Annotated in this window: 21 protein-coding genes and 1 pseudogene; 12 read left to right on the top strand and 10 right to left on the bottom strand. The window is 63.5% G+C overall.

The features are described from left to right. Window positions 1-71: 71 nt before the first annotated feature. The 5 genes from ACFXS9_RS27920 to ACFXS9_RS27940 form a co-directional block, all read right to left on the bottom strand. Window positions 72-881 carry a shikimate dehydrogenase gene (locus tag ACFXS9_RS27920; RefSeq protein WP_392700051.1) on the bottom strand — a complete coding sequence of 270 codons (810 nt, stop codon included), beginning with the start codon at window positions 879-881 and terminating at the stop codon, window positions 72-74. A 154-nt stretch (window positions 882-1,035) separates the two neighbouring features. Then, entirely contained in the window at window positions 1,036-3,084 is a 2,049-nt protein-coding gene (locus tag ACFXS9_RS27925; protein ID WP_392694307.1) for an elongation factor G, read from the bottom strand. Window positions 3,085-3,319: 235 nt separating this feature from the next. Further along, a complete protein-coding gene (locus tag ACFXS9_RS27930) occupies window positions 3,320-3,799 on the bottom strand; it encodes a DUF992 domain-containing protein (protein WP_392694310.1) in 480 nt (159 codons plus the stop codon). A 314-nt stretch (window positions 3,800-4,113) separates the two neighbouring features. Further along, entirely contained in the window at window positions 4,114-4,632 is a 519-nt protein-coding gene (locus ACFXS9_RS27935; RefSeq protein WP_392694313.1) for a DUF992 domain-containing protein, read from the bottom strand. Between the two features lie 216 nt (window positions 4,633-4,848). Then, window positions 4,849-6,051 carry a pyridoxal phosphate-dependent aminotransferase gene (locus ACFXS9_RS27940; RefSeq protein ID WP_057842306.1) on the bottom strand — a complete coding sequence of 401 codons (1,203 nt, stop codon included), beginning with the start codon at window positions 6,049-6,051 and terminating at the stop codon, window positions 4,849-4,851. Window positions 6,052-6,243: 192 nt separating this feature from the next. Here ACFXS9_RS27940 and ACFXS9_RS27945 point away from each other — a divergent pair, with 192 nt between their 5' ends. The 4 genes from ACFXS9_RS27945 (at window position 6,244) to ACFXS9_RS27960 (ending at window position 9,925) form a co-directional block, all read left to right on the top strand. Then, entirely contained in the window at window positions 6,244-7,473 is a 1,230-nt protein-coding gene (locus tag ACFXS9_RS27945) for a glycosyltransferase family 87 protein (RefSeq protein WP_392694316.1), read from the top strand. A 201-nt stretch (window positions 7,474-7,674) separates the two neighbouring features. Then, on the top strand, window positions 7,675-8,328 hold the full coding sequence (locus ACFXS9_RS27950; protein WP_028350794.1) for a glutathione S-transferase family protein: 654 nt from the start codon (window positions 7,675-7,677) through the stop codon (window positions 8,326-8,328). A gap of 191 nt (window positions 8,329-8,519) precedes the next feature. Further along, entirely contained in the window at window positions 8,520-8,693 is a 174-nt protein-coding gene (locus ACFXS9_RS27955; RefSeq protein WP_176721808.1) for a hypothetical protein, read from the top strand. Window positions 8,694-8,764: 71 nt separating this feature from the next. After that, window positions 8,765-9,925: a PQQ-dependent sugar dehydrogenase gene (locus ACFXS9_RS27960; RefSeq protein ID WP_392694320.1), complete on the top strand. Its 1,161-nt coding sequence runs from the start codon at window positions 8,765-8,767 to the stop codon at window positions 9,923-9,925. A 24-nt stretch (window positions 9,926-9,949) separates the two neighbouring features. On the opposite strand, the gene ACFXS9_RS27965 is transcribed toward ACFXS9_RS27960, so the two are convergent. Continuing rightward, entirely contained in the window at window positions 9,950-10,300 is a 351-nt protein-coding gene (locus ACFXS9_RS27965) for a DMT family protein (protein WP_392694322.1), read from the bottom strand. A 203-nt stretch (window positions 10,301-10,503) separates the two neighbouring features. Here ACFXS9_RS27965 and ACFXS9_RS27970 point away from each other — a divergent pair, with 203 nt between their 5' ends. From ACFXS9_RS27970 to ACFXS9_RS27980, 3 genes are all read left to right on the top strand, one after another. Further along, window positions 10,504-11,316 (top strand): PAS-domain containing protein, encoded by an 813-nt coding sequence (locus tag ACFXS9_RS27970; RefSeq protein ID WP_392694325.1) that lies wholly within the window; start codon window positions 10,504-10,506, stop codon window positions 11,314-11,316. Between the two features lie 89 nt (window positions 11,317-11,405). Next, window positions 11,406-11,867, top strand: a complete 462-nt coding sequence (locus tag ACFXS9_RS27975) for a GNAT family N-acetyltransferase (protein ID WP_392694328.1) — start codon at window positions 11,406-11,408, stop codon at window positions 11,865-11,867. Between the two features lie 264 nt (window positions 11,868-12,131). Next, complete coding sequence (locus tag ACFXS9_RS27980; protein WP_392694330.1) at window positions 12,132-13,070, top strand: aldo/keto reductase; 939 nt, start codon at window positions 12,132-12,134, stop codon at window positions 13,068-13,070. A 142-nt stretch (window positions 13,071-13,212) separates the two neighbouring features. On the opposite strand, the gene ACFXS9_RS27985 is transcribed toward ACFXS9_RS27980, so the two are convergent. Further along, window positions 13,213-14,457: a DUF1501 domain-containing protein gene (locus ACFXS9_RS27985; RefSeq protein ID WP_392694333.1), complete on the bottom strand. Its 1,245-nt coding sequence runs from the start codon at window positions 14,455-14,457 to the stop codon at window positions 13,213-13,215. Continuing rightward, the gene (locus ACFXS9_RS27990; protein ID WP_392694336.1) at window positions 14,454-16,013 is read right to left on the bottom strand and encodes a DUF1800 domain-containing protein; all 1,560 of its coding nucleotides are present in this window, start codon (window positions 16,011-16,013) and stop codon (window positions 14,454-14,456) included. The genes ACFXS9_RS27985 and ACFXS9_RS27990 overlap by 4 nt, the downstream gene beginning before the upstream one ends. Window positions 16,014-16,111: 98 nt before the next feature. Here ACFXS9_RS27990 and ACFXS9_RS27995 point away from each other — a divergent pair, with 98 nt between their 5' ends. From ACFXS9_RS27995 to ACFXS9_RS28015, 5 genes and pseudogenes are all read left to right on the top strand, one after another. After that, window positions 16,112-16,315, top strand: a complete 204-nt coding sequence (locus ACFXS9_RS27995; protein WP_392694338.1) for a hypothetical protein — start codon at window positions 16,112-16,114, stop codon at window positions 16,313-16,315. Beyond that, the gene (locus ACFXS9_RS28000; RefSeq protein WP_392694340.1) at window positions 16,312-16,998 is read left to right on the top strand and encodes an HAD family hydrolase; all 687 of its coding nucleotides are present in this window, start codon (window positions 16,312-16,314) and stop codon (window positions 16,996-16,998) included. The genes ACFXS9_RS27995 and ACFXS9_RS28000 overlap by 4 nt, the downstream gene beginning before the upstream one ends. A 25-nt stretch (window positions 16,999-17,023) precedes the next feature. Then, entirely contained in the window at window positions 17,024-17,341 is a 318-nt protein-coding gene (locus ACFXS9_RS28005; RefSeq protein ID WP_392694343.1) for a hypothetical protein, read from the top strand. Between the two features lie 1,014 nt (window positions 17,342-18,355). Then, window positions 18,356-18,550: pseudogene (locus ACFXS9_RS28010) on the top strand (type II toxin-antitoxin system RelE/ParE family toxin); the annotation flags it as partial. 102 nt (window positions 18,551-18,652) lie between these two features. Then, on the top strand, window positions 18,653-18,949 hold the full coding sequence (locus ACFXS9_RS28015) for an addiction module antidote protein (RefSeq protein ID WP_392700052.1): 297 nt from the start codon (window positions 18,653-18,655) through the stop codon (window positions 18,947-18,949). A 200-nt stretch (window positions 18,950-19,149) separates the two neighbouring features. Here the strand turns inward: ACFXS9_RS28015 and ACFXS9_RS28020 are convergent, their stop codons facing one another. Together ACFXS9_RS28020 and uvrB are read right to left on the bottom strand one after the other, a co-directional pair. Then, window positions 19,150-20,415: a hypothetical protein gene (locus tag ACFXS9_RS28020; RefSeq protein ID WP_392694345.1), complete on the bottom strand. Its 1,266-nt coding sequence runs from the start codon at window positions 20,413-20,415 to the stop codon at window positions 19,150-19,152. A gap of 40 nt (window positions 20,416-20,455) precedes the next feature. Beyond that, a complete protein-coding gene (gene uvrB, locus ACFXS9_RS28025; protein WP_392694348.1) occupies window positions 20,456-23,173 on the bottom strand; it encodes an excinuclease ABC subunit UvrB in 2,718 nt (905 codons plus the stop codon). Window positions 23,174-23,493 lie beyond the last annotated feature (320 nt).

A 23,493-nucleotide genomic window follows, 5' to 3' on the forward strand; every position in this document is an offset into this window, starting at 1 on the left:
GCCTATTCCACGGCTGGCGCCCCGCCTACCGATCATCAAGGCGTGATCGGGTTCAGGCGCGCCAGCGCCGATCATGTATTCGTGAGATCGGCTTCGACGAGCGCACGAAGCTCCGGCGTCACCTCGGGGCGCCGTCCGAACCACAGTTCGAATCCCCGCACCGCCTGATGCAAGAGCATGCCGAGCCCGTCGGCCGTCTTCAGCCCGCGCGCGCGTGCAGCGGTCAGCAGCGGCGTGTCGAGCGGCACATAAACGAGATCGGCGACGACGGCGCGTGACGGCAGCCGGCCGACATCGAGTTCGAGCGGCGGCTGCCCCTTCATGCCGAGCGAGGTGGTATTCACCAGAAGCCCGGCGCGCGGCAGGAGATCGCCGAGCGCATCCCACGCCACGGGCAACACGCTCGCGCCGAACTGATCCGCCAACGCGCTCGCGCGCGCCATGGTGCGATTGACGAGATGAATGCGCTTGATGCCGCGTTCACGCAGGCCAAACACGACGGCGCGTGACGAACCGCCGGCGCCCAGCACCAGCGCATCCTCGCACTTGTCCCAGCCGCCGGCGCAGGCGTCGAGATTGTTGATAAAGCCTTCGACGTCGGTATTGGTCGAGCACAATTCGCCGTCTGCGAACCACAGCGTGTTGGCGGCGCCGACTGCGCGGGCGCGCTCGTCCGGCTTCGACAGCGCCAGCGCGCGCTCCTTGTGCGGAATGGTGACGTTGGCGCCGACAAAGCCGCGCAGCGACAGGCGGAAGATGAAATCCTTGAACTCATCAGGTGGCACCGCCTCGATGACGTAACCGCCCTCGATGCCCAGCGTCCGCAGCCAGTAATGATGGATCAACGGCGAGCGCGAATGCGCGGCCGGCCATCCGATCAGGCACGCGGCGGGGGTTTAGGCACGGCAATAGCCTCCTCCAAAGACGTCGATGGCCGGGGTAAACCCGGCCACGAATATCAATTTATCTTCCGCTTAAATGAGTCAAGCCGCGCACCGGCGGCCGCAGCCGGAGCTGCGGCGGCCGGCCGCACAGCTACGCCGCGACGCGATGCGCGGCGATGATCTGGTCGGCGGCACGGCCGGTGACCTCGGCCATGCGGTCGAACTGGCGGGTGAACCCGCCGGCGCCGGCGGTGGCCGAGCGCAACTCCACGATCAGATCGCCGATCTCCGCCTCCGGCATGGTGGCGCGGACGCAGTCCCATCCCGGCCAGCCCTCGCGGGTATCGAAGCCGAGAATCTGGCCGCGTCGCGCCGACAGGATCGCGTTGATCTTTGCCGTCGCTTCCGTCGGGCAGACGATCTCCACCATGTGGATCGGCTCCAGCAGCACCGGCTGGCACTGCGGCAGCGCCTCGGTCATGCCGATACGGGCCGCGGTGCGGAACGCGAGATCGGACGAATCGACGCTGTGATAGGAGCCGTCGATGAGCGTGATCTCAACATCGATGACGGGAAAACCGAGCGGACCCTTGGCGAGGCCGTCGACCACGCCCTCTTCCACCGCGCCGATATAATTTTTCGGCACTGCGCCGCCGACCACTTTTTCGTGGAACTCAAAGCCCGAGCCGCGCGGCATCGGTTTGATTTCCAGCACCACGTCACCGAACTGGCCATGGCCGCCGGATTGCTTCTTGTGGCGGCCGCGCTGGGTGATCGGCTTGCGGATGGTCTCCTGATAGCCGATCGCCGGCGGCTGCGATTTGACGTTGACGCCAAAGCGCTCACGCAGCCGCTCGAGCGCGACGCGCAGATGCATCTCGCCCTGCCCCCACAGCACGATATCGTGGGTGCGCTGGTTCTGGATCATCGTCAGCGACGGATCTTCCTCGTTCAGTCGCAACAGCGACTGGCCCAGCTTGACGTCGTCCTTGCGATCGGCCGCCGACAGCGACATCGCCAGCACCGGCGGTGTCGGCGCGATCTGCACCAGTGCCGCCGGCGCGGTCTTGCCGCTGGACAGCGTGTCGCCGGTCTTGATCGCGTCGAGCTTGCCGAGCGCGATCGTCTCGCCGGCTTCCGCCGCGGCACGCTTGGTATCGTGCGCGCCGTTGACCGCGAGAATGCCGGACACCCGTCCGGCTTCGCCGGAGGAGGATTGCAGCGTCGCGCCGTCATCGAGATGGCCGGCGAGCAGCCGCGTCAGCGACAGCTTGCCGCCGTGCTGCAGATGCAGCGTCTTGAACACATAGGCCAGCGCCTCCTTCTGCGACGATGCGCCGAGGCGTTTCGCCGTTTCAACAACGCCGGGCGCTTCATGGCGCAGCGCCTTCATCAGCCGCAGCACGCCGTTTTCGCGGCTCGCAGCGCCCAGCAGCACCGGACAGATCAGCCCTTCGCGCAACTCGCGGGCGAGATCGTCGAACACCGCGTCGCGCGGCGGCTGGATGTCCTCCAGCAACTGCTCCATCAACGCGTCGTCGTGGTCGGCGAGCTTTTCAAGCATCGAGAAGCGCGCTTCCTTCTCGCGGTCGAGATCGCCGCCTTGCAGCGCGATCACTTCGGAAGGCTTGTGCTCGCGATAAACAAAGGCGCGCTCCAGCGCGAGATCGACAAAGCCTTCGATCAACTCGCCGTTCCAGATCGGAATCTGCCGCAGCACCAGCGGCACGCGCGAGGCCGGCTGCAGGGTTGCCAGCGTTTCGCGGATGCGCTTGTTGGCGCGGTCGATCTTGTTCAAAAACAGAAAACGCGGAATGCCGAGCTCTTCCAGCTCGCGCAGGATGATCTGCAGTTGCGGCAGCTTCTTCTCGTCCGCCTCGCAGACCACGACCGCAGCGTCGACCGCGGGCAACGCGGCGCGCATGTCATGCGCGAACTCGACCGAGCCGGGGCAATCGATAAAGGTGTAACTGTCGCCCATGAAGGTGGTGGTGGCGGCGCTTAAGCCTACGCCCATCTTGTGATGGCGCGCTTCGGGGCTGGCATCGCCGACGGAAGTTCCGGCATCGACGCTGCCGGCACTTTTAATGGCGCCCGTTCGCGCCAGTATTGCTTCTAGAAGTGTGGTTTTACCGCTCTGGAAAGGGCCCACCAGTGCAATGCACCGTGGACCTTGGGGACTTCTGACGTCTTGTCCCATTGCCGCCTCCCTGTTTTGGAGCTCGGCCCGTGATTGGGTCGGCGACCTCTGATGCTCCGCCTGTCGCAACGATTTGGCAAGCGGGAAAACGTCGCTGCGGTGCGAGGTGGGGTGCGCCTGTCCACTCGCCGTAAGAACGGAAGTGAAGGAAGGTCCGTGCTGTAGGTATTGCCGAGCACTTGAAGGTGAAACGAAGCTTGCTCCCTCTCCCCGTAACAACCTGGAGAGGAGAACACTACCGCCCCGGCCTGAGTTCCAAACTTTCCAATCCGGCAGCAATGCTGACGCCAACCTGACCTTGCAGGCTGAGCGGCTGCAGTGCGATCGAATTCGCGGAGCCACCGACCAGCACGTTGCCGCCGACGCCTACGCCTAGCGTCGCGCTGCCCTGCGCGCCGACATAATCGCCTGAAAGGCCGCCCGGCCCGAGCCGCGCGACAGGCGCGAACACGCCCCAGGCCAGCGCCGATTCCTGGGTGATGCCGAGATCGAGTCCGACTTTGCGGATGGTGGCGACATAGCGATCTTCCGGCATCCCTTCTGCGCGCAGCACGCAGCCGAGGTGAGTGACGGAACCGACGACGAAACCGACGCTGGCGCCGCCGCGACACTCCAGCACGCCGACCTGCACGCGCTGCCCCTGCTGCGCATTGGCGCCGATGGATGAAGCCAGCGTAGCGAGAACGGCAGCGGCGAGGATGAAGAAACGACGCATGAAGTAAGCTCCGGCTGAAAAACGGTGATGCGAGCAGAGAATTAAGAACAAGGCCGTGCCCGCGGCGCTCGCCGTTCTATGCCACAACATCGCAGGCCGTGCCAGATTGGCGGGAGCTGAAGGCGAGCCGTCTCCATTCGCTCGTCATTCCGGGGCGATGCGCAGCATCGAACTAGGGTATGCAATTGCATACCCGAGAATCTCGAGATTCTCAGGTGCGCAATTGCGCACCATAGTTCGTCGCTCCGCGCCGCCCCGGAATGACATCAACAAAAAGGCCCGCTTGCGCGGGCCTTTTCCTTAACGTGTCATGCTCAGCCGCGGTGACGATGGCGGCGATGGCCTTGGCGTCGCGGACCGTTGCCGTAGAACGGTTGCAGCTCGAGGCCGGCGATGCCGGCGGCGACGTTCAATCCGGTCTGGCCTTGCAGGCTGATCGGCTGCAGCGCATAGGCATTCGCCGGACCACCCACCAGGAAGTTGCCGCCGCCGCCGACGCCGATCGATGCATTGGCGCCGACGCCACCATAGCTGCCGGCGAGTTCGCCGCGCCCGAGCCGACTGTTCGGCGCACTAACTGCCCACGACAACTGGGTCTGCTCGGTGACGCCGAGATCGAGACCGATGCGCTGCACCTTGGCGATGTAGGGCTCAGGTCGGCGGCCTTCGCTGCGGAACACGCATTCGAGGCTCGTCACCGAACCGACCACGAAGCCGACATTCTGGCCGCCCTGGCATTGCAGGATGCCGGCGCGAACCGGCGGCGCCGCGTCAGCGCTTGCGATCGGCGCGATCAGTGCCGCCGCGGCGAATGTCAATGTCAGGAGTCGCATGTGTCCCAGTCTCCGCATGTTGATGAACAAATTTAGCGGAGCGGACAGGATGGAAGTGCCGTGTCGAAAACATGGCGCTTCATCAAGAAGCCGTCAAAACATTGCGTGTTCGTTCACGCGCGATGTGATTTGACGGTCGTCCTTTGACGCGATTGCTGGTTGCGAGCCGCGGCCAGCCCCGCATCAACCGCGGAGCGGGCTTGCGCGGCGAAACGCTTATCTCAAATTGCCGCAGAAGCGCTGGATGCGCTTGCAGGCGTCTTCAAGGTCGGAGGTCTTGGTCGCGTAAGAGATCCGGAACGCCGGGCCGAGGCCAAACGCGGAACCCTGCACGACGGCGACGCCTTCGCTCTCCAGCAATTCCGTGACGAAATCCTCGTCATTGGCAATCACCTTGCCCGAAGGCGAGGTCTTGCCGATGGTGCCGGCGCAGGACGGATAGACGTAGAACGCACCTTCCGGCCGCGGGCATTCGATGCCCTTGGCCTGGTTCAGCATCGAGACCACGAGGTCGCGGCGCTCCTTGAACATCTTGTTATGCACCGGGATGAAATCCTGCGGACCGTTCAACGCTTCGACGGACGCCCACTGCGCGATCGACGACGGGTTCGAGGTCGATTGCGACTGAATGGTCGCCATCGCCTTGATTAGGTCGGCCGGACCGCCGGCGTAACCGATGCGCCAGCCGGTCATGCAATAGGCCTTCGACACGCCGTTCACCGTCAGCGTGCGCTCGTAGAGTTTCGGCTCAACCTGCGCCGGCGTGGCAAACTGGAAGTCGTCGTAGACCAGGTGCTCGTACATGTCGTCGGTCATCACCCAGACATGCGGATGCTTCACCAGCACGTCGGTGATCGCCTTGAGTTCGGCGCGCGTGTACGCGGCACCGGTCGGGTTCGACGGCGAGCACAGGATGATCCATTTGGTCTTCGGCGTGATCGCCTTTTCCAGATCCTCGGGCCGCAGCTTGAAGCCGCTCGACGCCGGGCACACGACGGGGACCGACTCGCCGCCGGCCAGCGCGACCATTTCCGGATAGCTGACCCAGTACGGCGCCGGGATGATCACCTCGTCGCCGGGATTAAGGGTTGCCATCAGCGCATTGTAGAGCACCTGCTTGCCGCCGGTGCCGACGATGATCTGGTTCGGCTTGTAGGTCAGGCCGTTCTCGCGCTGGAACTTGTTGATGATGGCTTCCTTCAGCTCGGGAATGCCGCCGACATCGGTGTACTTGGTCTTGCCGGCCTCGATGGCGCGGATCGCCGCCAGCTTGATGTTGGCAGGCGTGTCGAAGTCCGGCTCGCCGGCGCCGAGGCCGATGACGTTGCGGCCCGCCGCTTTCAGCGCGCGCGCTTTGTCCGTGACCGCGATGGTCGCGGACGGCTTCACACGGGCGAGCGAGGCAGACAGGAAGGGCATCATCATCTCCTGGCAAACGTCGTGACTTCTGAAATTCACGACTCTTTTTGATGGGAACGCCGCACCCTAAGGCGCAGGGCGCTGCATCGCAAGAAGCTTGGCCAAATAACGGCGAACTTTAGGGAACGTTAAAGCTGGCTCGGTACGGTCGGAGCAATGTCGGCGCAATAATCGTAAAAATTCCGCGGTGAAATGACTCATATCTGGCAAGGGTTGCGATCCGGCGAGTGGCTGACGGCTTCGCGCATGCGCGCCTACAGCCTGATCCTGCTCGGCCTCTCGGTCCTGATCTTCGCCGGGTGGATCGCTGTTTCCGACGGCCTCATTGACCGCACGGGCCAGCCGATCGGAACCGATTTTTCGAACGTCTACGCGGCAGGATCGCTGACCTGGCAGGGCCGCGCCGCGGACGCCTATGCGCCCGCGCTCCAGCACGCGGCAGAGATGGCGGTGTTCGATGGCCGCGACGTGCCGTTCTATGGCTGGCACTATCCGCCGTTCTTCTTTGCGATCGCCGTTCTGGTCGCCGCCCTTCCCTATGCCGGGGGACTGGCGCTCTGGCTGGTCGCCAGTTTTGCCGCCTACCTCGCAACGATCCGCGCCATCCTGCCGCGTCAGGAAACGTTGCTGGTCGCCGCCGCCTTCCCCGCCGTGCTCGTCAATGTCGGCCATGGCCAGAATGGATTTCTCACAGCAGCCCTGCTCGGCGGCGCGCTGCACTGGCTCGACCGGCGGCCATGGCTTGCCGGCGTGCTGATCGGCCTGCTCGCCTACAAGCCGCAATTCGGCGTGCTGATTCCGATCGCGCTTCTGGCGGGCGGGCGCTGGCGCACCATCGGCGCCGCCGCCGCAACCGTCGTCGCGCTGGTCGTGGTCAGCTTCGCGACGCTCGGCAGCGGCATCTGGCATGCCTTTGCCGATTCCATGAACTTCACGCAGACGGTCGTGCTCGAGCAGGGCGGCACCGGCTGGCACAAAATCCAGTCGATCTTCTCGGCCGTCCGCACATGGGGCGCGAACGTGCCGACAGCCTATGCGGCGCAGGCTTCGTTGTTCGCCTTGCTCGCCGCCAGCCTCGCCTGGCTGTGGCACAGCGATGCCGCCTTCGAGCTCAAGGCGGCGGCGCTGGCGCAGGGCAGCCTGCTCGCAACACCCTATGTGCTCGATTACGACCTCGTGGTGCTCGCGGTCGCGATCGCATTCTTTGCGCGGCACGGGCTGAACAACGGCTTTCGCGATTTCGAGATCAGCCTGCTCGCCGCGGCCTGGATCGTGCCGCTGCTCTCGCGCAGCATCGCTGGCGTCAGCTACATACCCCTGGGCCTGTTCGTGGAGCTGGCCTTCTATGCGCTCATATTGCGGCGCGCGGCCCTCGACCGTGCGAGCCATGCGCTTGGTGCTGTCAGCGTCGCGCAAGCGTGATCTTTGTTGTTCCGGCGTGTTGATAGAATCATTCTGCGCGTGTGCAGTGCGGTAGAGGTTTTCGACTTTTTCCATTCCGCGGGACTTGCGACGCAGTGATATCGGCATCATTGTTTAGCCGCGTTGCGGTGCGAACCGCTGACAGCGCGGGCGCGCAACTGCGGTGTGCGTGCTTCCTCGATCGGGGTGAAATCCAGGACGATGTACAAGCTCTATTCGATGCAGCGCTCCGGCAACAGCTACAAGGTCCGCCTTGCGCTGGCGCTGCTCAACGCGCCCTATGAGGCGATCGAAATCGACATTCTCCGTGGCGAAAGCCGCACGCCGGAGTTTCTGGAGAAGAATCCGAGCGGACAGGTGCCGCTGTTGGAGGTCGCCGAAGGACGCTACCTCGCCGAGTCCAACGCCATTCTCTGGTATGTCTGCGGCGGCACGTCGCTGGCGCCGGAGTCGCGGGTCGAGCGCGCCGAAGCACTGCAATGGATGTTCTTCGAACAGCACGCGCTGGAGCCCAATATCGGCGCCGCTTATTTCTGGCTGTCGCTGGTCAAGGGCGGCCGCGACCTGCAGACCCATGCGCTTGAGGACTGGATGGAGCGCGGCTATGCCGCACTCCAGGTGATGGAAAACCATCTCAAGACCCGCGCCTATTTCGCGGCCGGACAACTCACGGTCGCCGATATCGCGCTGTACGGCTACACCCATGTCGCCGACCGCTGCGACTACGACCTCGCGACCTTCCCCGCCATCCGCGCCTGGCTGCGGCGGGTCGAACAGACCCCCGGTTTCGTAACGATGGACTGGCGCCCGGAAACCGAGGTCGACGATCAGGCCGACATCGCCGCCGGCGCATAGCTACCCTCGCCCTTCTCACTTTCGCGCGAGCGCCCCGCCAAAAGTTAACAATAGCGGGCATAACGTTAACCTTTGCCGCGATTCCGCCATTTTCAGCCTCTGGTCGCCGCAATGTTGCCGGTGATCGCTGCAAGATTTTCCCGACGTCGTGAGTCGCGGGTGATTCGTCCCGCGTTACAAGGATTTAGACTATGATGCGGTCACCCGGCGCGGTCGGCTTCGAGAGCAGCCGCGCGCCCGTCGCTTCTTCCCGGTTGCTTGGTGCCATCGCCACCTCGCTCGCGATCGGCACGCTATCGCTTTGCCTCGTGGTCACCCTGACGGTTTTGTCGATCAAGGCCACCGTCGCGATGCCCATTCCGTGACAGGTCCGGCCTTTTTGTTTGCATCATTGGACTAGCGAAGCGCGATGATCAGCATCGCGATGTAGACCAACATGAAGACACCCGTCGGCCTTGTGACCGTCGCCTTGACGGTAGCGATCCTGCTCGCCGTCTCCTTCCTGATCGCCACCGGCACGCGCGGCGAAGAGCCGGCGTTCGACTCGTCGGCGGGCGAACTCGAGGTTCGCACCATTGCAAGGGGCCTCGTCAATCCGTGGGCGCTGGCATTCCTGCCCAATGGAACGATGCTGGTGACCGAGCGTCCCGGCCGCATGCGCCTCGTCAGCGCGGAGGGCCAGGTCTCGCCGCCGCTCAAGGGCGTGCCTGACGTGTGGGCCTCAGGCCAGGGCGGCCTGCACGATGTCGTCACCGACAAATCCTTTGCACAGAACCGGACCATCTATTTCTGTTACGCCGAACGGACCTCGGGTGGCGGCCGCACCACGGCCGCGCGCGCGAAACTGAGCGACGACAATGGCCGTCTCGACGAGGTCAAGATCATCTTCCGCCAGCAGGGCCCGCTATCGTCAGGCAATCACTATGGCTGCCGCATCGCGCAGGCCGACGACGGCAATCTGTTCGTGGCGCTCGGCGATCACTTCACCCATCGCGACCAGGCGCAGAATCTCGGCAATCATCTCGGCAAGCTGATCCGGATCGCGCCCGACGGATCGGTGCCCCCAGGCAATCCGTTCACCGGCCGCGCTGATGCCAAGCCCGAAATCTGGAGTTACGGGCACCGCAACGTGCAGGCGCTCGCGATCAACCCGGCGAGCGGCGAGCCCTGGGAAATCGAGCACGGACCGCGCGGCGGCGACGAGGTCAATCTCGTCGGCAAGGGCAAGAACTACGGCTGGCCGGTGATCGGCTACGGCATCGATTATTCCGGCGCGAAGATCCACGAGAGCACGGCCAAGGATGGCATGGAGCAGCCGCTCAAATATTGGGTGCCATCGATCGCGCCGTCAGGCATGGCCTTCTACACCGGAAAGCTGTTTCCGAAATGGAACGGCAACCTGTTTACCGGCGCGCTGCGCAGCGCGATGCTGGTGCGGCTGACGCTGAACGGTAACGCGGTGACGTCGGAGGAACGCCTGCTGCAGAACCTGCACGAGCGTATCAGGGACGTCCGTCAGGGGCCGGACGGCGCACTGTGGCTGCTCACAGATAGTTCGAACGGACGGGTCTTGCGGGTGGCGCCGGCCTCGAAGTAACGATACCTCTGAACAAAAACACGCTCACCATTTGTGGAAGATCAGAAACGCACCGATCGCGATGAAGAGAAAGCCGAGCGCGTGATTCCACGCCAACGGCTCCTTCAGATAGAGCGCCGAGAAGCAGGCGAACACCACCAGCGTGATCACCTCCTGCATGGTCTTGAGCTGCGCCGCCGAGTACACCGCGCTGCCCCAGCGGTTTGCCGGCACCGCCAGCCAGTATTCGATGAAGGCGATCCCCCAGCTCGCCAGCACCACCATTGGCAATGGGCTTTCCTTGAATTTCAGATGGCCGTACCAGGCAAAGGTCATGAAGATGTTGGAAGCAAACAGCATCAGGATCGGCAGCAGCGTCGGCGAAACGGTGGGCATCAATGTCCTCTTGCAAAAATGTCGAGCAGCTCAAAGGTCGGGTGCGGTACCACGTTCCTCAACTCGATATCATTTGATTTCAAAAATGCGAAAGTCTTACGCATGCGCGCAACGCTCTCTTAGGACTGGCGGCAGAAAGGCGTGCACAATCGCAACAATCAGGCATGCTCGCGTCTTATTCCCGGCAAGTAGCGAGAACGGGCATGCAGTTAGACTGGCGCGCAATCTCCGGTCCGGCTCTCACGACAGCGACGGCGACGATCGCCTTCGTTGTCGACCGACACTTCGTTGCAGTCCCCAATCCCGCGCCGCTATTCGTCTGCATCGTCGCCTTTGCCGCTTCCATCAGCGGCATCGTCTCCGGCATGGCCAGCGCCATCATAGCGGTGGCGTCGTCAGCGCTGTTCTTCCTCAACCACCGCGCTACGCCCGGTTACGACATGTCCGACCTGGCGCGCATGCTGCTGCTGGCGGCGACCGCCGGCGGTACCGCGCTGATCACCGGCTTGTTGCGAAAAAGATGGGTCGATGCGTTCGCGTGGGAGAAGAAGCATCACGCTACCGCGGACCGCCTGTCGGCCGCGCTCGATCAGGTCGACATCGGCATCGTGCTGCTTGATTCCGCCACCCGCGCCGAATTCATCAACCGCGCGTTCCGCGATTATTTCAAGCTGTCCGACGAGCAGGCCGACAGCAAGCCTCCCTTCATTGCGCTGATGTATCACGGCCGCGACACCGGCGCCTGGCAACTGCCGGAGGACGAGTTGAGCGCCTTCATCGCCAAGCGCACCGAGATGATACGAACAGGCGATTCCACGCCGATCAACCTCGATCTCGCGGATGGACAGGTGCTGCGCTTCATCTGCACGGCGCTTCCCGACGGCGGACGGATGCTGAGCTACACGCCGGTCACCGACCTCGTTCGCCACACCGACGATCCCGGCAGCGCGGAGTATTATCGCGCGCTGCGCAGCGGCCATCGCAGCCTCGCGAGGCACCTCGGCGCCGCCGAGTAGCGAAGCGATAAGTTGATCGTCTGCTGTCACATCGGTATTAATCAACAGACATCCCTCCTTCCCGCGTCTTAACCAAAACGGAATCGCGCATGCCCGGCGACCTCACTATCCGCTTCGTCACCCGCCAGGACTACGCGCAATGGCTTCCGCTATGGGACGGCTACAACGCCTTCTATGGCCGTTCGGACGCGACCGCGCTGGCGCCCGAGATCACGGCGATGACATGGGCGCGCTTCTTTGATGCCTATGAGCCGGTGCATGCGCTGGTGGCCGAGAGCGGCGGCGAGCTGCTCGGGCTGACGCATTATCTGTTTCACCGCTCTACGACCATGATCGAGCCGAACTGCTATCTGCAGGATCTGTTCACGAGCGCTGCCTCGCGCTGCAAGGGCGTCGGCCGTGCGCTCATCGATGGCGTATACGAGCAGGCCAGGCGCGCAGGATGTTCCCGCGTCTATTGGCAAACGCACGAGACCAACCACACCGCGATGCAGCTCTACGACAAGGTGGCGGACCGCTCCGGCTTCATCGTGTACCGGAAGATGCTCTGAGGCACGGCTTTCGGCTGCCTGTGGATAAGTTCTGCCGTCACGCGCGCGTAACAAAGCGCAGCTAGCCTGCCCCTGCGTCTGATCAGGCCCCCCGTCTCAGATCACGCGCCCCAGCGGTCCCCGTCAGTCGCCGCGTCTGACCGGGGCCGCATCTTTTTGTGCCGCATGGCTGCCAAGCGCGGACGCTGGCCCCGCTTTTCTTGCAGGCCGAAGCCACGCACGCCACAATGCGCCCTCCTCCCGCTTTTCCTACAGGATCGATCCATGCAAATTCGCAACCTCGGCGGCTCCGGCCTGCGTGTTTCCGCCGTCGGCCTCGGCTGCAACAATTTCGGCCAGCGCACCGATCTGGAGACCTCGCGCAAGGTCATCCACAAGGCGATCGACCTCGGCATCACCCTGTTCGACACCGCCGACATCTATGCGGGCATGGGCGGCTCCGAGACCGTGCTCGGCACCGTGCTCGGTGACCGCCGCAAGGATATCGTGCTGGCGACGAAATACGCGAAACCGATGGCGACCGACGGCACCAGGCAGGGCGCCTCGCGCCGCTACATCATGTCCGCAGTCGAGGCCAGCCTGAAGCGGCTGAAGACCGACTACATCGATCTCTACCAGCAGCATGAGTACGATCCCCTGACGCCGATGGAAGAGACGCTGCGCGCGCTCGACGATCTCGTGCGCCAAGGCAAGGTCCGCTACATCGGCAATTCGAACTTCCCGGCCTGGCGCATCGCGGAAGCAGAAATGATGGCGCGGCAGATGAACGTCAACCGCTTCGTCTCCTGTCAGGATGAGTACAGCCTCGTGGTGCGCGGCATCGAGAAAGATTTGCTGCCGGCGGCGCAGGAATACAAGCTCGGCCTGCTGCCGTTCTTCCCGCTGGCGAGCGGCCTTCTCACCGGCAAGTACAAGCGCGGCACTGATGCCCCCGCCGATACCCGCTTCGCCAAGGCGCCGGCGCTGAAGGACCGCTACGTCACAGCGCGCAACGAGGACATCGTCGAAAAGCTCCAGGCGTTCGCGCTGGAGCGCGGCCACACCATGCTCGAACTCGCCTTCTCCTGGCTGGCCCAGCGCCCGCAAGTCGCAAGCGTCATCGCCGGCGCCACCCGCGTCGAGCAGGTCGAGCAGAACGTGAAGGCGATCGGCTGGACCTTGAGCGCAGAGGAGATGGCGGAGGTGGATCGGATTACGAAGTAGGTTGCCGTCGTCTCTGCGAACGCAGGGACCATACCGCGTGATCCGTCGATGACGCGCGGTGGCCGACACCGTAGCACACCACGAAGACCTGCGGTTATGGATCCCTGCGTTCGCAGGGACGACACTGCCGTTGAGGCTAGCGCTAGGCCACCAATCCCTGCATCGGCTTCACCTTGGCGCTCTCCGGGAACACGCTGTCCGCCAACACCTTCTCAGCCAGCCCGAACTGATCCTTCAGTACGCCTTTCATGACCGCGCGCAGATCGGTGGTCGGCGCGAGGTCGCGGCCCTGATGGAGGCTCGCCGGCTTCAGCCCCGGCCAGTCCGCGATCACCCGCCCGCCGTTCACCGCGCCACCGGCGAGCAACGCGACGGTGGCAGTGCCGTGATCCGTGCCTTGCGTGCCGTTGATGCGCGCGGTGCGGCCGAACTCGGTGGCGACGACGATCACCGTGTCGCGCCAGCGCGGCCCCAGCGCGGTTTCGAATTCGGCGAGTGCGCCGTCGAGGCCGCCGAGCAGTTGCGACAGCCGGCCGACCGGGCCGCCTTCATTGGCATGCGTGTCCCAGCCGTCGAAGGCGAGCGCGCCGATCCGCGGACCATTGTCAGCCGCCATCAATCGGGCCGCGCCGCGCGCCGCCAGCCGCATCGCGGCTACGCCGCCGGTGCCGGGCTTCGGCTTCATGTCGTCACCCTGCGCGGCCCTGTCGAGCGCGAGGCCCTGCTTCAGCGCCGAGCCCAGCGCGGCGTCGCGGTGCTGATAGAGGTCGAGCAGCCGCATCGCGGTATCCTCGCTGGCCTGCGGCAATGCGAGCGGTGCCCAGCCGACGGTCGGCGCCGCGCCGCGCAACACCAGCGGCGTGATCGGGCCGACTGCGAGCCCGCTCGTCACCCGCTCGCCCTTCGGCAGGCCTTCCAGCGCGCGGTTGAGCCAGCCGGACTGCACCCGGCCGGGGCCGGCAAAACCGCTTTCGAGCACGTCCTGCCCGTCGAAATGCGAACGGTCGCGATAGGGCGTCGCCACCGCGTGGATCACCGCGGCCTGCTTCTCGCGATACATCCGCGAAAATTCCGGCATCGCCGGATGCAGTGAGAAGAAATTGTCGAGCGGCAGCGCCGCGTTCGGCCCGCTCGACGACAGCGCGATCGCGCCGTGCAGGCCGGCATAGTCAGGGTCGCCTGTTGGAGCGACGGTGGCGAGCCCGTCGAGTGCGCCGCGCAGGATCACGAGCACCAGCCGCGGATCGCCGCCGTCGGCCGCGCGCGCGAATCTCGGCAGGTAGGCCCACGCTGCAAAGGAGGCGCCGCCGAGCAGCACGGCCCGCCGCGTCGTCGGCGATGATCGCAGGTCCTCGCAGCAACCCGTTGTCGTTTCCATGGACGTCATCTCCTCTGGAATTCCGGCGACATCAACAACAGCGCCAGCGCCTGCTGCCGCGATTCCGCGCGCTCGATGGTCCGCCGCGTCTCCACCGATGCCGTATCGGCGGCCGCGAGCTCGAGCAGATCGCGCGGATCGACGCCCTCGGCGAGCCTCGATGCAATCTGCGCGGAGATATCGAGGCGCAGTTTCATGCCCTCCGGCGCCAGCCATGCAGCGTTGGTGTCGGGAAAGCCGTTCGGCCCGGCCGGCGACCATAATGGTTGACCGAGCGCATTCAGGCCGGCGAGATAGCGCCCGGGATCGTTCGGAATTTGCGCCAGCAGCCGGCCCGCCGCGACAAGAAATTCGTAAGGCGAGCGGATCTTGGTGAGCGGCGCGCTCCAGGCCTCGTCGGAATCGACCAGTGCCAGCGCCAGCGCCTTGAGATCGCCGTGGGTTTTCGTGAAGACATCGGCGAGCCGCGCCACCAATGCCTGTGGCGGATCGTCCGATACGAAATGGCGCGCGAATTTGGTCGCGATGAATTTCGCCGTCGAAGGATGCCGCGCGATATCCGCCAGCACCGCCTCGCCCTGCGCCACGCCTTCGGCATCGTAGACCTTGCCCATCACCCGCTGCGCGCCCGGCTGGTGCGCATTGGCATTGAACACGAAGGTGCCGGGCGGGCCGAGCTGGCCCAGCCTTCCCGCATAGGTCCAGCCCGTGATGACGTTCGCCAGCGACGTCACGTCGTCCTGCGAATAGCCACCGCCGACGCCGAGCGTATGCAACTCAAGTATCTCGCGCGCGAGGTTTTCGTTCAGTCCGCGGTTGCGGTTTTTCCCGGCGCGCGAATCCGGGCCCAGCGATTGCTGGTTGTCGAGGAAGAACAGCATCGCCGGATGCTGCTCGACCGCCTTCAGCATGTCGGCGAAGCGTCCGAGCACGTGCGGCCGGATCGCCTCGCGCTCGAACGAGCCGGCCCACATCCGCGCCGGCCCGCCCTTGTTGGCGGAAATGCAGAAATGATCTGACCAGAACACGACAAGCCGCTCGGCAAATCCGCCATCGGCGATGACGGCGCGCTGCAACCGCGCCAGCGCCTCGGCGCGAAAGGTTTTCTGGATGATGTTGAGCGGTTGTGGCGCAGGCTTTGGCGCATTGGGCTGCATCGCTTCCGCCGGTGCCATCGCGCCGGGATTCTCCGCCGGCTTGGCCTCTGGCTCCCGGGGTGACTCCTTTGGCGCCATCTCCATGGCGATGCCGTTGAGCGACAGGTTTCGCCGCTGGCCCTCGGGCCGTGGCGACGCGCCTTCGCCTGCAGCCGGCGGCGCGGCCGATTTGGCGGCGTCGCGAGCCTGCTGGATTTCGAACTGATAGTCGAACACCGCCTTGCCGAGCGCGGCCGTCGACTGCAGCCCCGGCCCTTCGAGCAGCACGCGATTGGGACGGCCGAGTTCCGCCTTGACGAAACCGCGCGGATCGGACGCGGCGTTGAGTACATCGCCGGATGCCCCGCCGCGCGCGCCGAAGCCGAAGCGATTGAGCGCAACGAGGGCTGCTTGCGAATCGCGGGCCATCGGATTTCCCTTAGAATTTCCCAGGCGTATAGTGGTGAAGTATAACGCGCCTCAGTGTGAACCCGGGATTAATTCCGCGTCAGGATTCAGCCTCGTTGATGACAGATCGTTTGGAAAATGCGCGCTCGCGCCGCCTCGCCTGCGCAGGCTGCGGCAACGAATTCGGCTGCAACCTGTCCGGCCCCTGCTGGTGCAACGACGAGATGTTCCGCCTGCCGATGCCGGCGGACGGTAGCGATTGTCTCTGCCCGGAGTGCCTCCGCAAACTCGCCAGCCAGCGCGCCGGCGCGGGTGCGGCATGATCGGAAAATGGAACGTCAGCGCCGTCTTGCTCGACATGGACGGCACGCTGCTCGACACCGAGCGGGTCTATTTCGACAGCCTGGTCGCAGCGCTCACCGCGCATGGCTACACCGACGACGCCGTAACCCTGTGCCAGGCGATGGTGGGCCTGCCCGGTCCGGAGTGCGAGGCCCTGCTGCAAGCGCGCTACGGGGATGGCTTTCCGCTTGCGGAGGTCAGCCGTGCCTTCGTCAGCAACCGCAATGAAATTCTCGGCGCAGGCCTGCCGCTGAAGAGCGGCGCGATCGAACTCCTGGATGCGCTGCGGGCGGCCGAATGTCCGATGGCGATCGTCACCTCCTCGTCGCTGCGCACGGCGAATGCGCATCTTGAGCTCGCGGGTATCCGCCACCGTTTCGAAACGCTGCTGACCCGCGACGACGTCGTCCGCGGCAAGCCCAATCCCGACCTCTATCTGCTCGCAGCATCGCGGTTCGGCCTGAAGCCGGAGGCTTGCGTGGCCGTGGAGGATTCCAACCACGGCGTGACCGCCGCGCATGCCGCGGGCGCGATCACCATCATGGTGCCCGACATGGTGACGCCGACCGAAGAGTCGCGTGCGCGATGCGCGGCGGTGGTGCCGGATCTGAATGCGGTGCTGGCAATACTGCGCGAGCGTGGCGCGTTAACGCGAAGCCGCTAGCAGCCGTCATCGCGAGCAACGCAACTTGTCCGCCGAAGCCTTGGCGAAGGCGGAAGCCGCTAGCCGTAGCGCCGCAAGCGGAGGCATGGATTGCGCCGCCGTTCCCCGCGGAACGATTTCACCAAAGCCAGCGTTGTCTTTTTCTGTTGATAGCGGAGACCATGATGACAAAGACCGCGCCTCCGATTCCCCGGACAATCGGAGCCCCAAGGGCCCGGGCAGCGCGCCCCGCGTGCCGCTCGACACCACCAAAGGCCATCGCGACGACGAGAAGAACAACATTCGCGAACAGGGCGCGCACGGCAATCTGACGCAGAACACCAGCCACCGGCGGTCGGGGTGAGAGGCGAGGCGTTGTCGTCCCTGCGAACGCAGGGACCCATACCGCGCGATGCCTCGATAAGGCTGTGTAGCAGATGTCCTTCGCAAAACCTCTGTCGGTGGTTATGGGTCCCTGCGTTCGCAGGGACGACAATGAGTGTGTGCCGCGCGCTCGGATCTGAATTTCAAACAGCCGTCACCCGCGAAGGGCGACCCAGAACCGTAGGATGGGTGGAGCGAAGCGATACCCATCATCGTGACCAATGCTGTGTCCGATGGGTTTCGCTACGCTCTACCCATCCTACAAGAAGACACGCCTTCGCATTCCCGCGGCGCGAAGCGCCCGAGATCATGCGGTCGGCGATGCCCTCGAAATCGAAGAGGGCGCAGGGAAAGCCGGGTGCCCAAAACACCCGCAGTCGTGCGCAAAAATGCACACGGCGGACTGCAGGTGCGCCGGAACACCCGGCCTTCCCTGCGCAATGGTTTTACGGCTTATACCGCGCTCTCCTCGGAGCCGAATTCCTTTGGCCTCCGTCGCTGACGGATTGACGATCAATCGAGACCCGGTTGTGTCAGATCAATCTCCGCCAGCTTGACACCAGCAACGGGTGCCAGGACCACACGGCTTTGCCGTCCGCGGCTTCCTCGACCAGAATGTTTCGATCGGCCCGTATGCTGCCAAACCGAAGTCCTGGTTGAAGCGTTTAAGCGCCGGTCGTCTGCGCGCCGTTCTTTTCGCTCACAGGCCAAGGCCCGCCCTGCGATCAACTTGCGCGCCTGACGCTGCCGCGTCCATCGCCTCCCGCGCCCAACGTCCGTGACGATCGCGATACGCCCCTCTAGCGGGTGCGGGATGGCGGGAGTTGTAGGAGTGATTTGGGGTAATCGCGAAGCAGTTTATTTTTGCAGCGAGGACTGGACCAAGCCATGCCTGATTTGCCCTGCGGGCATCGCAATCGGTAGTAGTGCACTCGTGAAATTCGACTAACAACCTCCTGTTGACGAGAAACGCGTTGTAGCGTATACGCTACATATGCCGACGATCAAGAGAACGGATGAATTCTCAAGCTGGCTCAGAAACCTGCGGGACATTCGAGCCCGAGCGAAGGTGATTTCAAGGGTCGAACGTCTCAGCCTCGGTAATCCCGGTGATGTTGCCCCGGTTGGCGATGGGATCAGCGAGATGAGACTACATTACGGACCGGGATACAGGGTTTATTACATTCAGCGCGGTGAAGAGATCGTCGTTCTGCTGTGTGCCGGAGACAAGAGTTCGCAGGATCGGACATCAGGATGGCCAAGAAATTGGCGAGTGAGCTGGAGGACTGAAATGGCCAAGGCAAAACCGTTCGATGCAGCCGAATATCTCGACAGTCCCGAGATGATCGCGGCTTACCTCAACGAAGCAATCGAAACCGAGGACGCATCTGCAATTGCCGTTGCTATCGGCACGGTCGCTCGCGCGCGCGGAATGAGTGCGGTTGCAGAAAAAGCCGGACTCTCGCGTGAGAATTTGTACCGGGCGCTAGGTGGAGAAGCGAAGCCGGAATTCGCCACGGTCATCAAGGTGCTTCACGCGCTCGGCATCGATCTGGTGGCACAGCCTCAGGGGTCGAAGGCGGCGTAGGTTGATCTTTATGGCATGCTAACGCCTTAACTCGCGCGAACCTTTCAAAGCGCTCTCAGGATCAGTTACGAACCGCTGTTCTTCTACGCGCGCCAGTCGTTTGCGGAGAAGCTTTCAATGCCCCGCGCAGGCGATGGTGACGCCGCAGTCGTTCACGAATATGCTGATGCGGTGATGAGCGGGAGCTAAGGAGCAGCAGATCATTCACTGCTAGTAGAGAACAAGGGCGCAAGAATGTGAACTGGCCCAAACCGGCACCGCTTGTTGTCGAACCCTTTCAGATGACCGGCAGCATTCGCCATCCTCCTATCCCTCCCTTGATGGCGCACCTGTTGGTGACCCAATTCCGAATCGCTCGTGAACACAAGAGACGAAACGTGGTTGCGTCGGTCGTTTGTGAACGCATGTCGGGCTATCATTTCAAAAAAAGCATTTGCCCAATTGGGATCATCATCAATTTGACGTGGTTCCAAGCCTTGCAGATGAAGCCACAGTAGAGCAGGTCGCTGCTTGCTAAACTGTCGTTCGCAAGTAGTGCTCACGAGTTTCATAATCTTCTTGGTTTGTTGATTTGGTCTCATTGGGATCAAGTTGCAGAAGATCAACTCCTCACTGCGACGTATGAAATAGCCATAGTCGCCCTCGCGAGTGCGAATGGCACTGAAAGTCTTCTGTAGCCATTCTTCATTCTGAACATCTGGAAATCGCGCAAAAAATTCGTCGAGCGAGCTGGTCTCAACACGGACGCGCAGAAAATCGGAGTCAAAATCCTCCATCTTGTCATAACTGTTCAATACACGATGCTTGATGACATCAACGCCGCCGGCATGTTCAGTCTGACCCGGCAATTCTATCTTCACAGTAGTTAGGCAGAGAGGGTTGCGAGATTGCAATTCGCGGCTCAGACGAGTCATCAAGCGGGTAGCAAATTCGTACGACGCGCCGAGTCCAATTTCCGGCGATAAGCATTTGCTCTCTACCTCGACTTCGATCCCCGCGCGCACGGCAACAAAATCAGGCCCGGGATCGCCGCAGAAACCAAAGCGCGTAATGTGCCATCCAAATTCAATCAGGTTTTGCGCAGTTCTGAACTCATGATCCAGGTGACATAAACGCCCGTTAGGAAGAACTTCTGATATAATCCTACGCCGAAAGATCCGAGCCTGATCGTCGGAAAGATGGCGCTTAAGTTGAATGCAGGCAGAAACGAACGAATATGCGTCGTAAACAGTTTTGTCTTTCGGATACCACAGCTTTCGCGTTGATCTCCATCTTCGTAGCGCCGAACTTAGCCCATACTCGATGGAAAAGAGACGTGGTGCAATTTCCTTGAATGCTGACCAATCATCCAGGGATTTGTGTTTCCGTTCTAAGGCTTCGCAAAGTGTGGAGAAGCCGATCCATTCAATAAATGCTTTCCATGCACTTTCTGCGCTTGTTCGCGTGAATGTGGTTTCTAGTTTCACCGCGTAAATTGACCTCGCCCCGGTTACGCTTGACGACGACTCACCGCTTCTTCCACCCGCCGCGATGCCCCGGCGCGCCGCCGGTCGATCGCGGCGCGGGCCCGAACTCCGGCCCCGACTGCCGCGAATCCGTGGGCTGGAAGATTTTGCTGCCGCTGCTGGACTCCGGCTTGCGCGGTTTGGCGCGGCTGGGGCGGTAGGGCAAGGATTCCGGGCCGTGCATTTCGTCGAGATGGGGTTTGTGGACTTTGGAGGAGGAAGCACCGCCGCTGCGGCTCACCCCGCCCCGACCGCCTGCGGCGGTCGACCCTCCCCCTCCAGGGGAGGGTGAAGAGGCGCTGCGCTTCTTCATTGCTGATGTCGGCAAATTCGCGGCCTCGCCGTATTTCTTCGTCCCGGCATAGGCGCCCGCTTTGCCCTGTACGGCGCGCTGTTTTGCGGTGGGGTCGTCGACCACGGCCATCTCCGTTGCGCGCAGGCGCTTGACTTCGTCGCGGAGTCTGGCGGCTTCCTCGAAGTTCAGATCGGCGGCGGCTTCGCGCATGCGGGTTTCGAGGTCGTTCAGCACGGCCTCGAAATTGTGACCGATCGAGATGACGTCGTCCGCCATGCCGCCGTCGCCGATCTCGACCAGCACGTGATCGCGCTCGTAGACGGAGTTGAGGATGTCGCCGATCGACTTCTTCACGCTCTCCGGCGTGATGCCGTTGGCGGTGTTGTATTCGACCTGCTTTTCGCGGCGGCGGTTGGTTTCGGCGATGGCGCGCTCCATCGAGCCGGTCATCTGGTCGGCGTAGAGGATCACCTTGCCGTCGACGTTACGCGCGGCGCGGCCGATGGTCTGGATCAGCGAGGTCTCGCTGCGCAGAAAACCTTCCTTGTCGGCGTCGAGGATCGCGACCAGCGCGCATTCGGGAATATCGAGGCCTTCGCGCAACAGGTTGATGCCGACCAGCGCGTCGAACGCGCCGAGGCGCAAGTCCCGGATGATCTCGATGCGCTCGATCGTGTCGATATCGCTGTGCATGTAGCGCACGCGAATGCCCTGCTCGTGCAGGTACTCGGTGAGGTCTTCCGCCATGCGCTTTGTGAGTACCGTGATCAGCGAGCGGTAGCCGGCGGCGGCGGTCGCGCGCACCTCGCCGACGAGATCGTCGACCTGCGTGCGCGCCGGGCGAATGTCGACCGGCGGATCGATCAAGCCGGTGGGACGGATCACCTGCTCGACGAACACGCCGCCGCTTTCGTTCAGCTCCCAGCCGCCGGGCGTCGCCGACACGGCGACCGATTGCGGGCGCATCATGTCCCATTCCTCGAACCGCAGCGGGCGGTTGTCCATGCAGGAGGGCAGCCTGAAGCCGTATTCGGCGAGCGTCGCCTTGCGCCGGAAATCGCCGCGGAACATGCCGCCGATCTGCGGCACGGTGACGTGGCTTTCGTCGGCGAACACCAGCGCGTTGTCGGGCACGTATTCGAACAGCGTCGGCGGCGGCTCGCCGGGGCGGCGCCCGGTGAGGTAGCGCGAATAATTTTCGATGCCGGCGCAGCTTCCGGTCGCCTCCATCATTTCGAGGTCGAAGGTGGTGCGTTGCTCCAGCCGCTGCGCTTCCAAGAGGCGCCCCTGGTTGTTGAGCTCATCGAGCCGCAGCTTCAGTTCACTCTTGATCGACTTGATCGCCTGCACCAGCGTCGGGCGCGGCGTCACATAGTGCGAGTTGGCGTAGATCTTGATGAATTCGAGATCGTCCTGCTTGTGGCCGGTGAGCGGATCGAACTCCTCGATATTCTCGACGGTGTCGCCGAACAGGTTCACGCGCCAGGCGCGGTCCTCATAGTGCGCCGGGAAGATGTCGATGACGTCGCCGCGGACACGAAAGGTGCCGCGGGTGAAGTCGGCCTGCGTGCGCTTGTACTGCAGCGCGACGAGGTCGGCGATCAACTGCCGCTGGTCGATGCGCTCGCCCTTCTTCAGCGCAAAGGTCATCGCGGTGTAGGTCTCGACCGAGCCGATACCGTAGATGCACGACACGGACGCCACGATGATGACGTCGTCGCGCTCGAGCAGCGCGCGCGTCGCCGAATGGCGCATACGGTCGATCTGCTCGTTGATGGACGAGTCCTTTTCGATGTAGGTGTCGGTGCGCGGGACGTAAGCCTCGGGCTGGTAGTAATCGTAATAGGAGACGAAATACTCGACCGCGTTGTCGGGAAAGAAATTCTTGAACTCGCCATAGAGCTGCGCGGCCAGCGTCTTGTTCGGCGCGAGAATCAGGGCCGGGCGCTGCGTCGCCTCGATCACCTTGGCCATGGTGTAGGTTTTTCCGGAGCCGGTGACGCCGAGCAGCACCTGGGTGCGGTCGTTGCGGTTGATGCCTTCGACCAGTTCGGCGATCGCGGTCGGCTGGTCGCCCTTCGGCTGGTATTCGGATTTGATCTCGAAGCGCACGCCGCCTTCGGATTTTTCCGGGCGCGGCGGCCGGTGCGGCGTCCAAACCTTGAGCTGGCCGTTATCGCCGCGAAATTCGGGACGGCCATCGCGGATCAGGCTTTCCAGCGCATCGGCGGTGGCCTTTACGCCGAGCGCTTCCATCTTGTTGCGCGGTGGGCGAGCGAGGGCTTCCTCGTCGTCTTCCGCGGTCGGCAGGCCGAGCTGGCGCGCGAGTTCGGGGTCGAGGGTCGGGATGGTGGCCGCGGTGCCGTAGTTGGCTTGGGGGGATCTCGCCGAGGCCGCGGCCGGCATCGCGTGTTGCGAGGTCATCGCCCGTCCCCTTTGTCGAAGCGCGAGCGCGATGCGCCGCCGCCTCGCCGCCGGCGCGACGATCCCAGGAATTGTCGGGCGGAGGCTGCAGGCCAGTGCCTGAACCCGTGCCGGCATCGCCGCGGTTGATCGCGGGATTGAGCAGTTCCGCCAGCGCCGGTCCGATTGGTTGCACCTCGGGCCGGTGTGCCTTGGATTTCGGGGTTTTGCCTGATTTTCGGGGAGCGTCTGGTTTCTTCGCCATGCGGCGAATATGGGACGAGTCAGCCGGTGAGAAAAGGGCAAATGGCAGCGCGAAAGCGCGCGCTTCCACCTGTCAG

This window comes from Bradyrhizobium sp. RDI18, assembly GCF_043203335.1.
Lineage (GTDB): Bacteria > Pseudomonadota > Alphaproteobacteria > Rhizobiales > Xanthobacteraceae > Bradyrhizobium > Bradyrhizobium retamae.

Coding starts and splice junctions, on each gene's coding strand:
- ACFXS9_RS27925 (WP_392694307.1), bottom strand. CDS start 3,084: ATGGGACAAGACGTCAGAAGTCCCCAAGGTCCACGGTGCATTGCACTG.
- ACFXS9_RS27930 (WP_392694310.1), bottom strand. CDS start 3,799: ATGCGTCGTTTCTTCATCCTCGCCGCTGCCGTTCTCGCTACGCTGGCT.
- ACFXS9_RS27935 (WP_392694313.1), bottom strand. CDS start 4,632: ATGCGACTCCTGACATTGACATTCGCCGCGGCGGCACTGATCGCGCCG.
- ACFXS9_RS27940 (WP_057842306.1), bottom strand. CDS start 6,051: ATGCCCTTCCTGTCTGCCTCGCTCGCCCGTGTGAAGCCGTCCGCGACC.
- ACFXS9_RS27945 (WP_392694316.1), top strand. CDS start 6,244: ATGACTCATATCTGGCAAGGGTTGCGATCCGGCGAGTGGCTGACGGCT.
- ACFXS9_RS27950 (WP_028350794.1), top strand. CDS start 7,675: ATGTACAAGCTCTATTCGATGCAGCGCTCCGGCAACAGCTACAAGGTC.
- ACFXS9_RS27955 (WP_176721808.1), top strand. CDS start 8,520: ATGATGCGGTCACCCGGCGCGGTCGGCTTCGAGAGCAGCCGCGCGCCC.
- ACFXS9_RS27960 (WP_392694320.1), top strand. CDS start 8,765: ATGAAGACACCCGTCGGCCTTGTGACCGTCGCCTTGACGGTAGCGATC.
- ACFXS9_RS27965 (WP_392694322.1), bottom strand. CDS start 10,300: ATGCCCACCGTTTCGCCGACGCTGCTGCCGATCCTGATGCTGTTTGCT.
- ACFXS9_RS27970 (WP_392694325.1), top strand. CDS start 10,504: ATGCAGTTAGACTGGCGCGCAATCTCCGGTCCGGCTCTCACGACAGCG.
- ACFXS9_RS27975 (WP_392694328.1), top strand. CDS start 11,406: ATGCCCGGCGACCTCACTATCCGCTTCGTCACCCGCCAGGACTACGCG.
- ACFXS9_RS27980 (WP_392694330.1), top strand. CDS start 12,132: ATGCAAATTCGCAACCTCGGCGGCTCCGGCCTGCGTGTTTCCGCCGTC.
- ACFXS9_RS27985 (WP_392694333.1), bottom strand. CDS start 14,457: ATGACGTCCATGGAAACGACAACGGGTTGCTGCGAGGACCTGCGATCA.
- ACFXS9_RS27990 (WP_392694336.1), bottom strand. CDS start 16,013: ATGGCCCGCGATTCGCAAGCAGCCCTCGTTGCGCTCAATCGCTTCGGC.
- ACFXS9_RS27995 (WP_392694338.1), top strand. CDS start 16,112: ATGACAGATCGTTTGGAAAATGCGCGCTCGCGCCGCCTCGCCTGCGCA.
- ACFXS9_RS28000 (WP_392694340.1), top strand. CDS start 16,312: ATGATCGGAAAATGGAACGTCAGCGCCGTCTTGCTCGACATGGACGGC.
- ACFXS9_RS28015 (WP_392700052.1), top strand. CDS start 18,653: ATGGCCAAGGCAAAACCGTTCGATGCAGCCGAATATCTCGACAGTCCC.
- uvrB (WP_392694348.1), bottom strand. CDS start 23,173: ATGACCTCGCAACACGCGATGCCGGCCGCGGCCTCGGCGAGATCCCCC.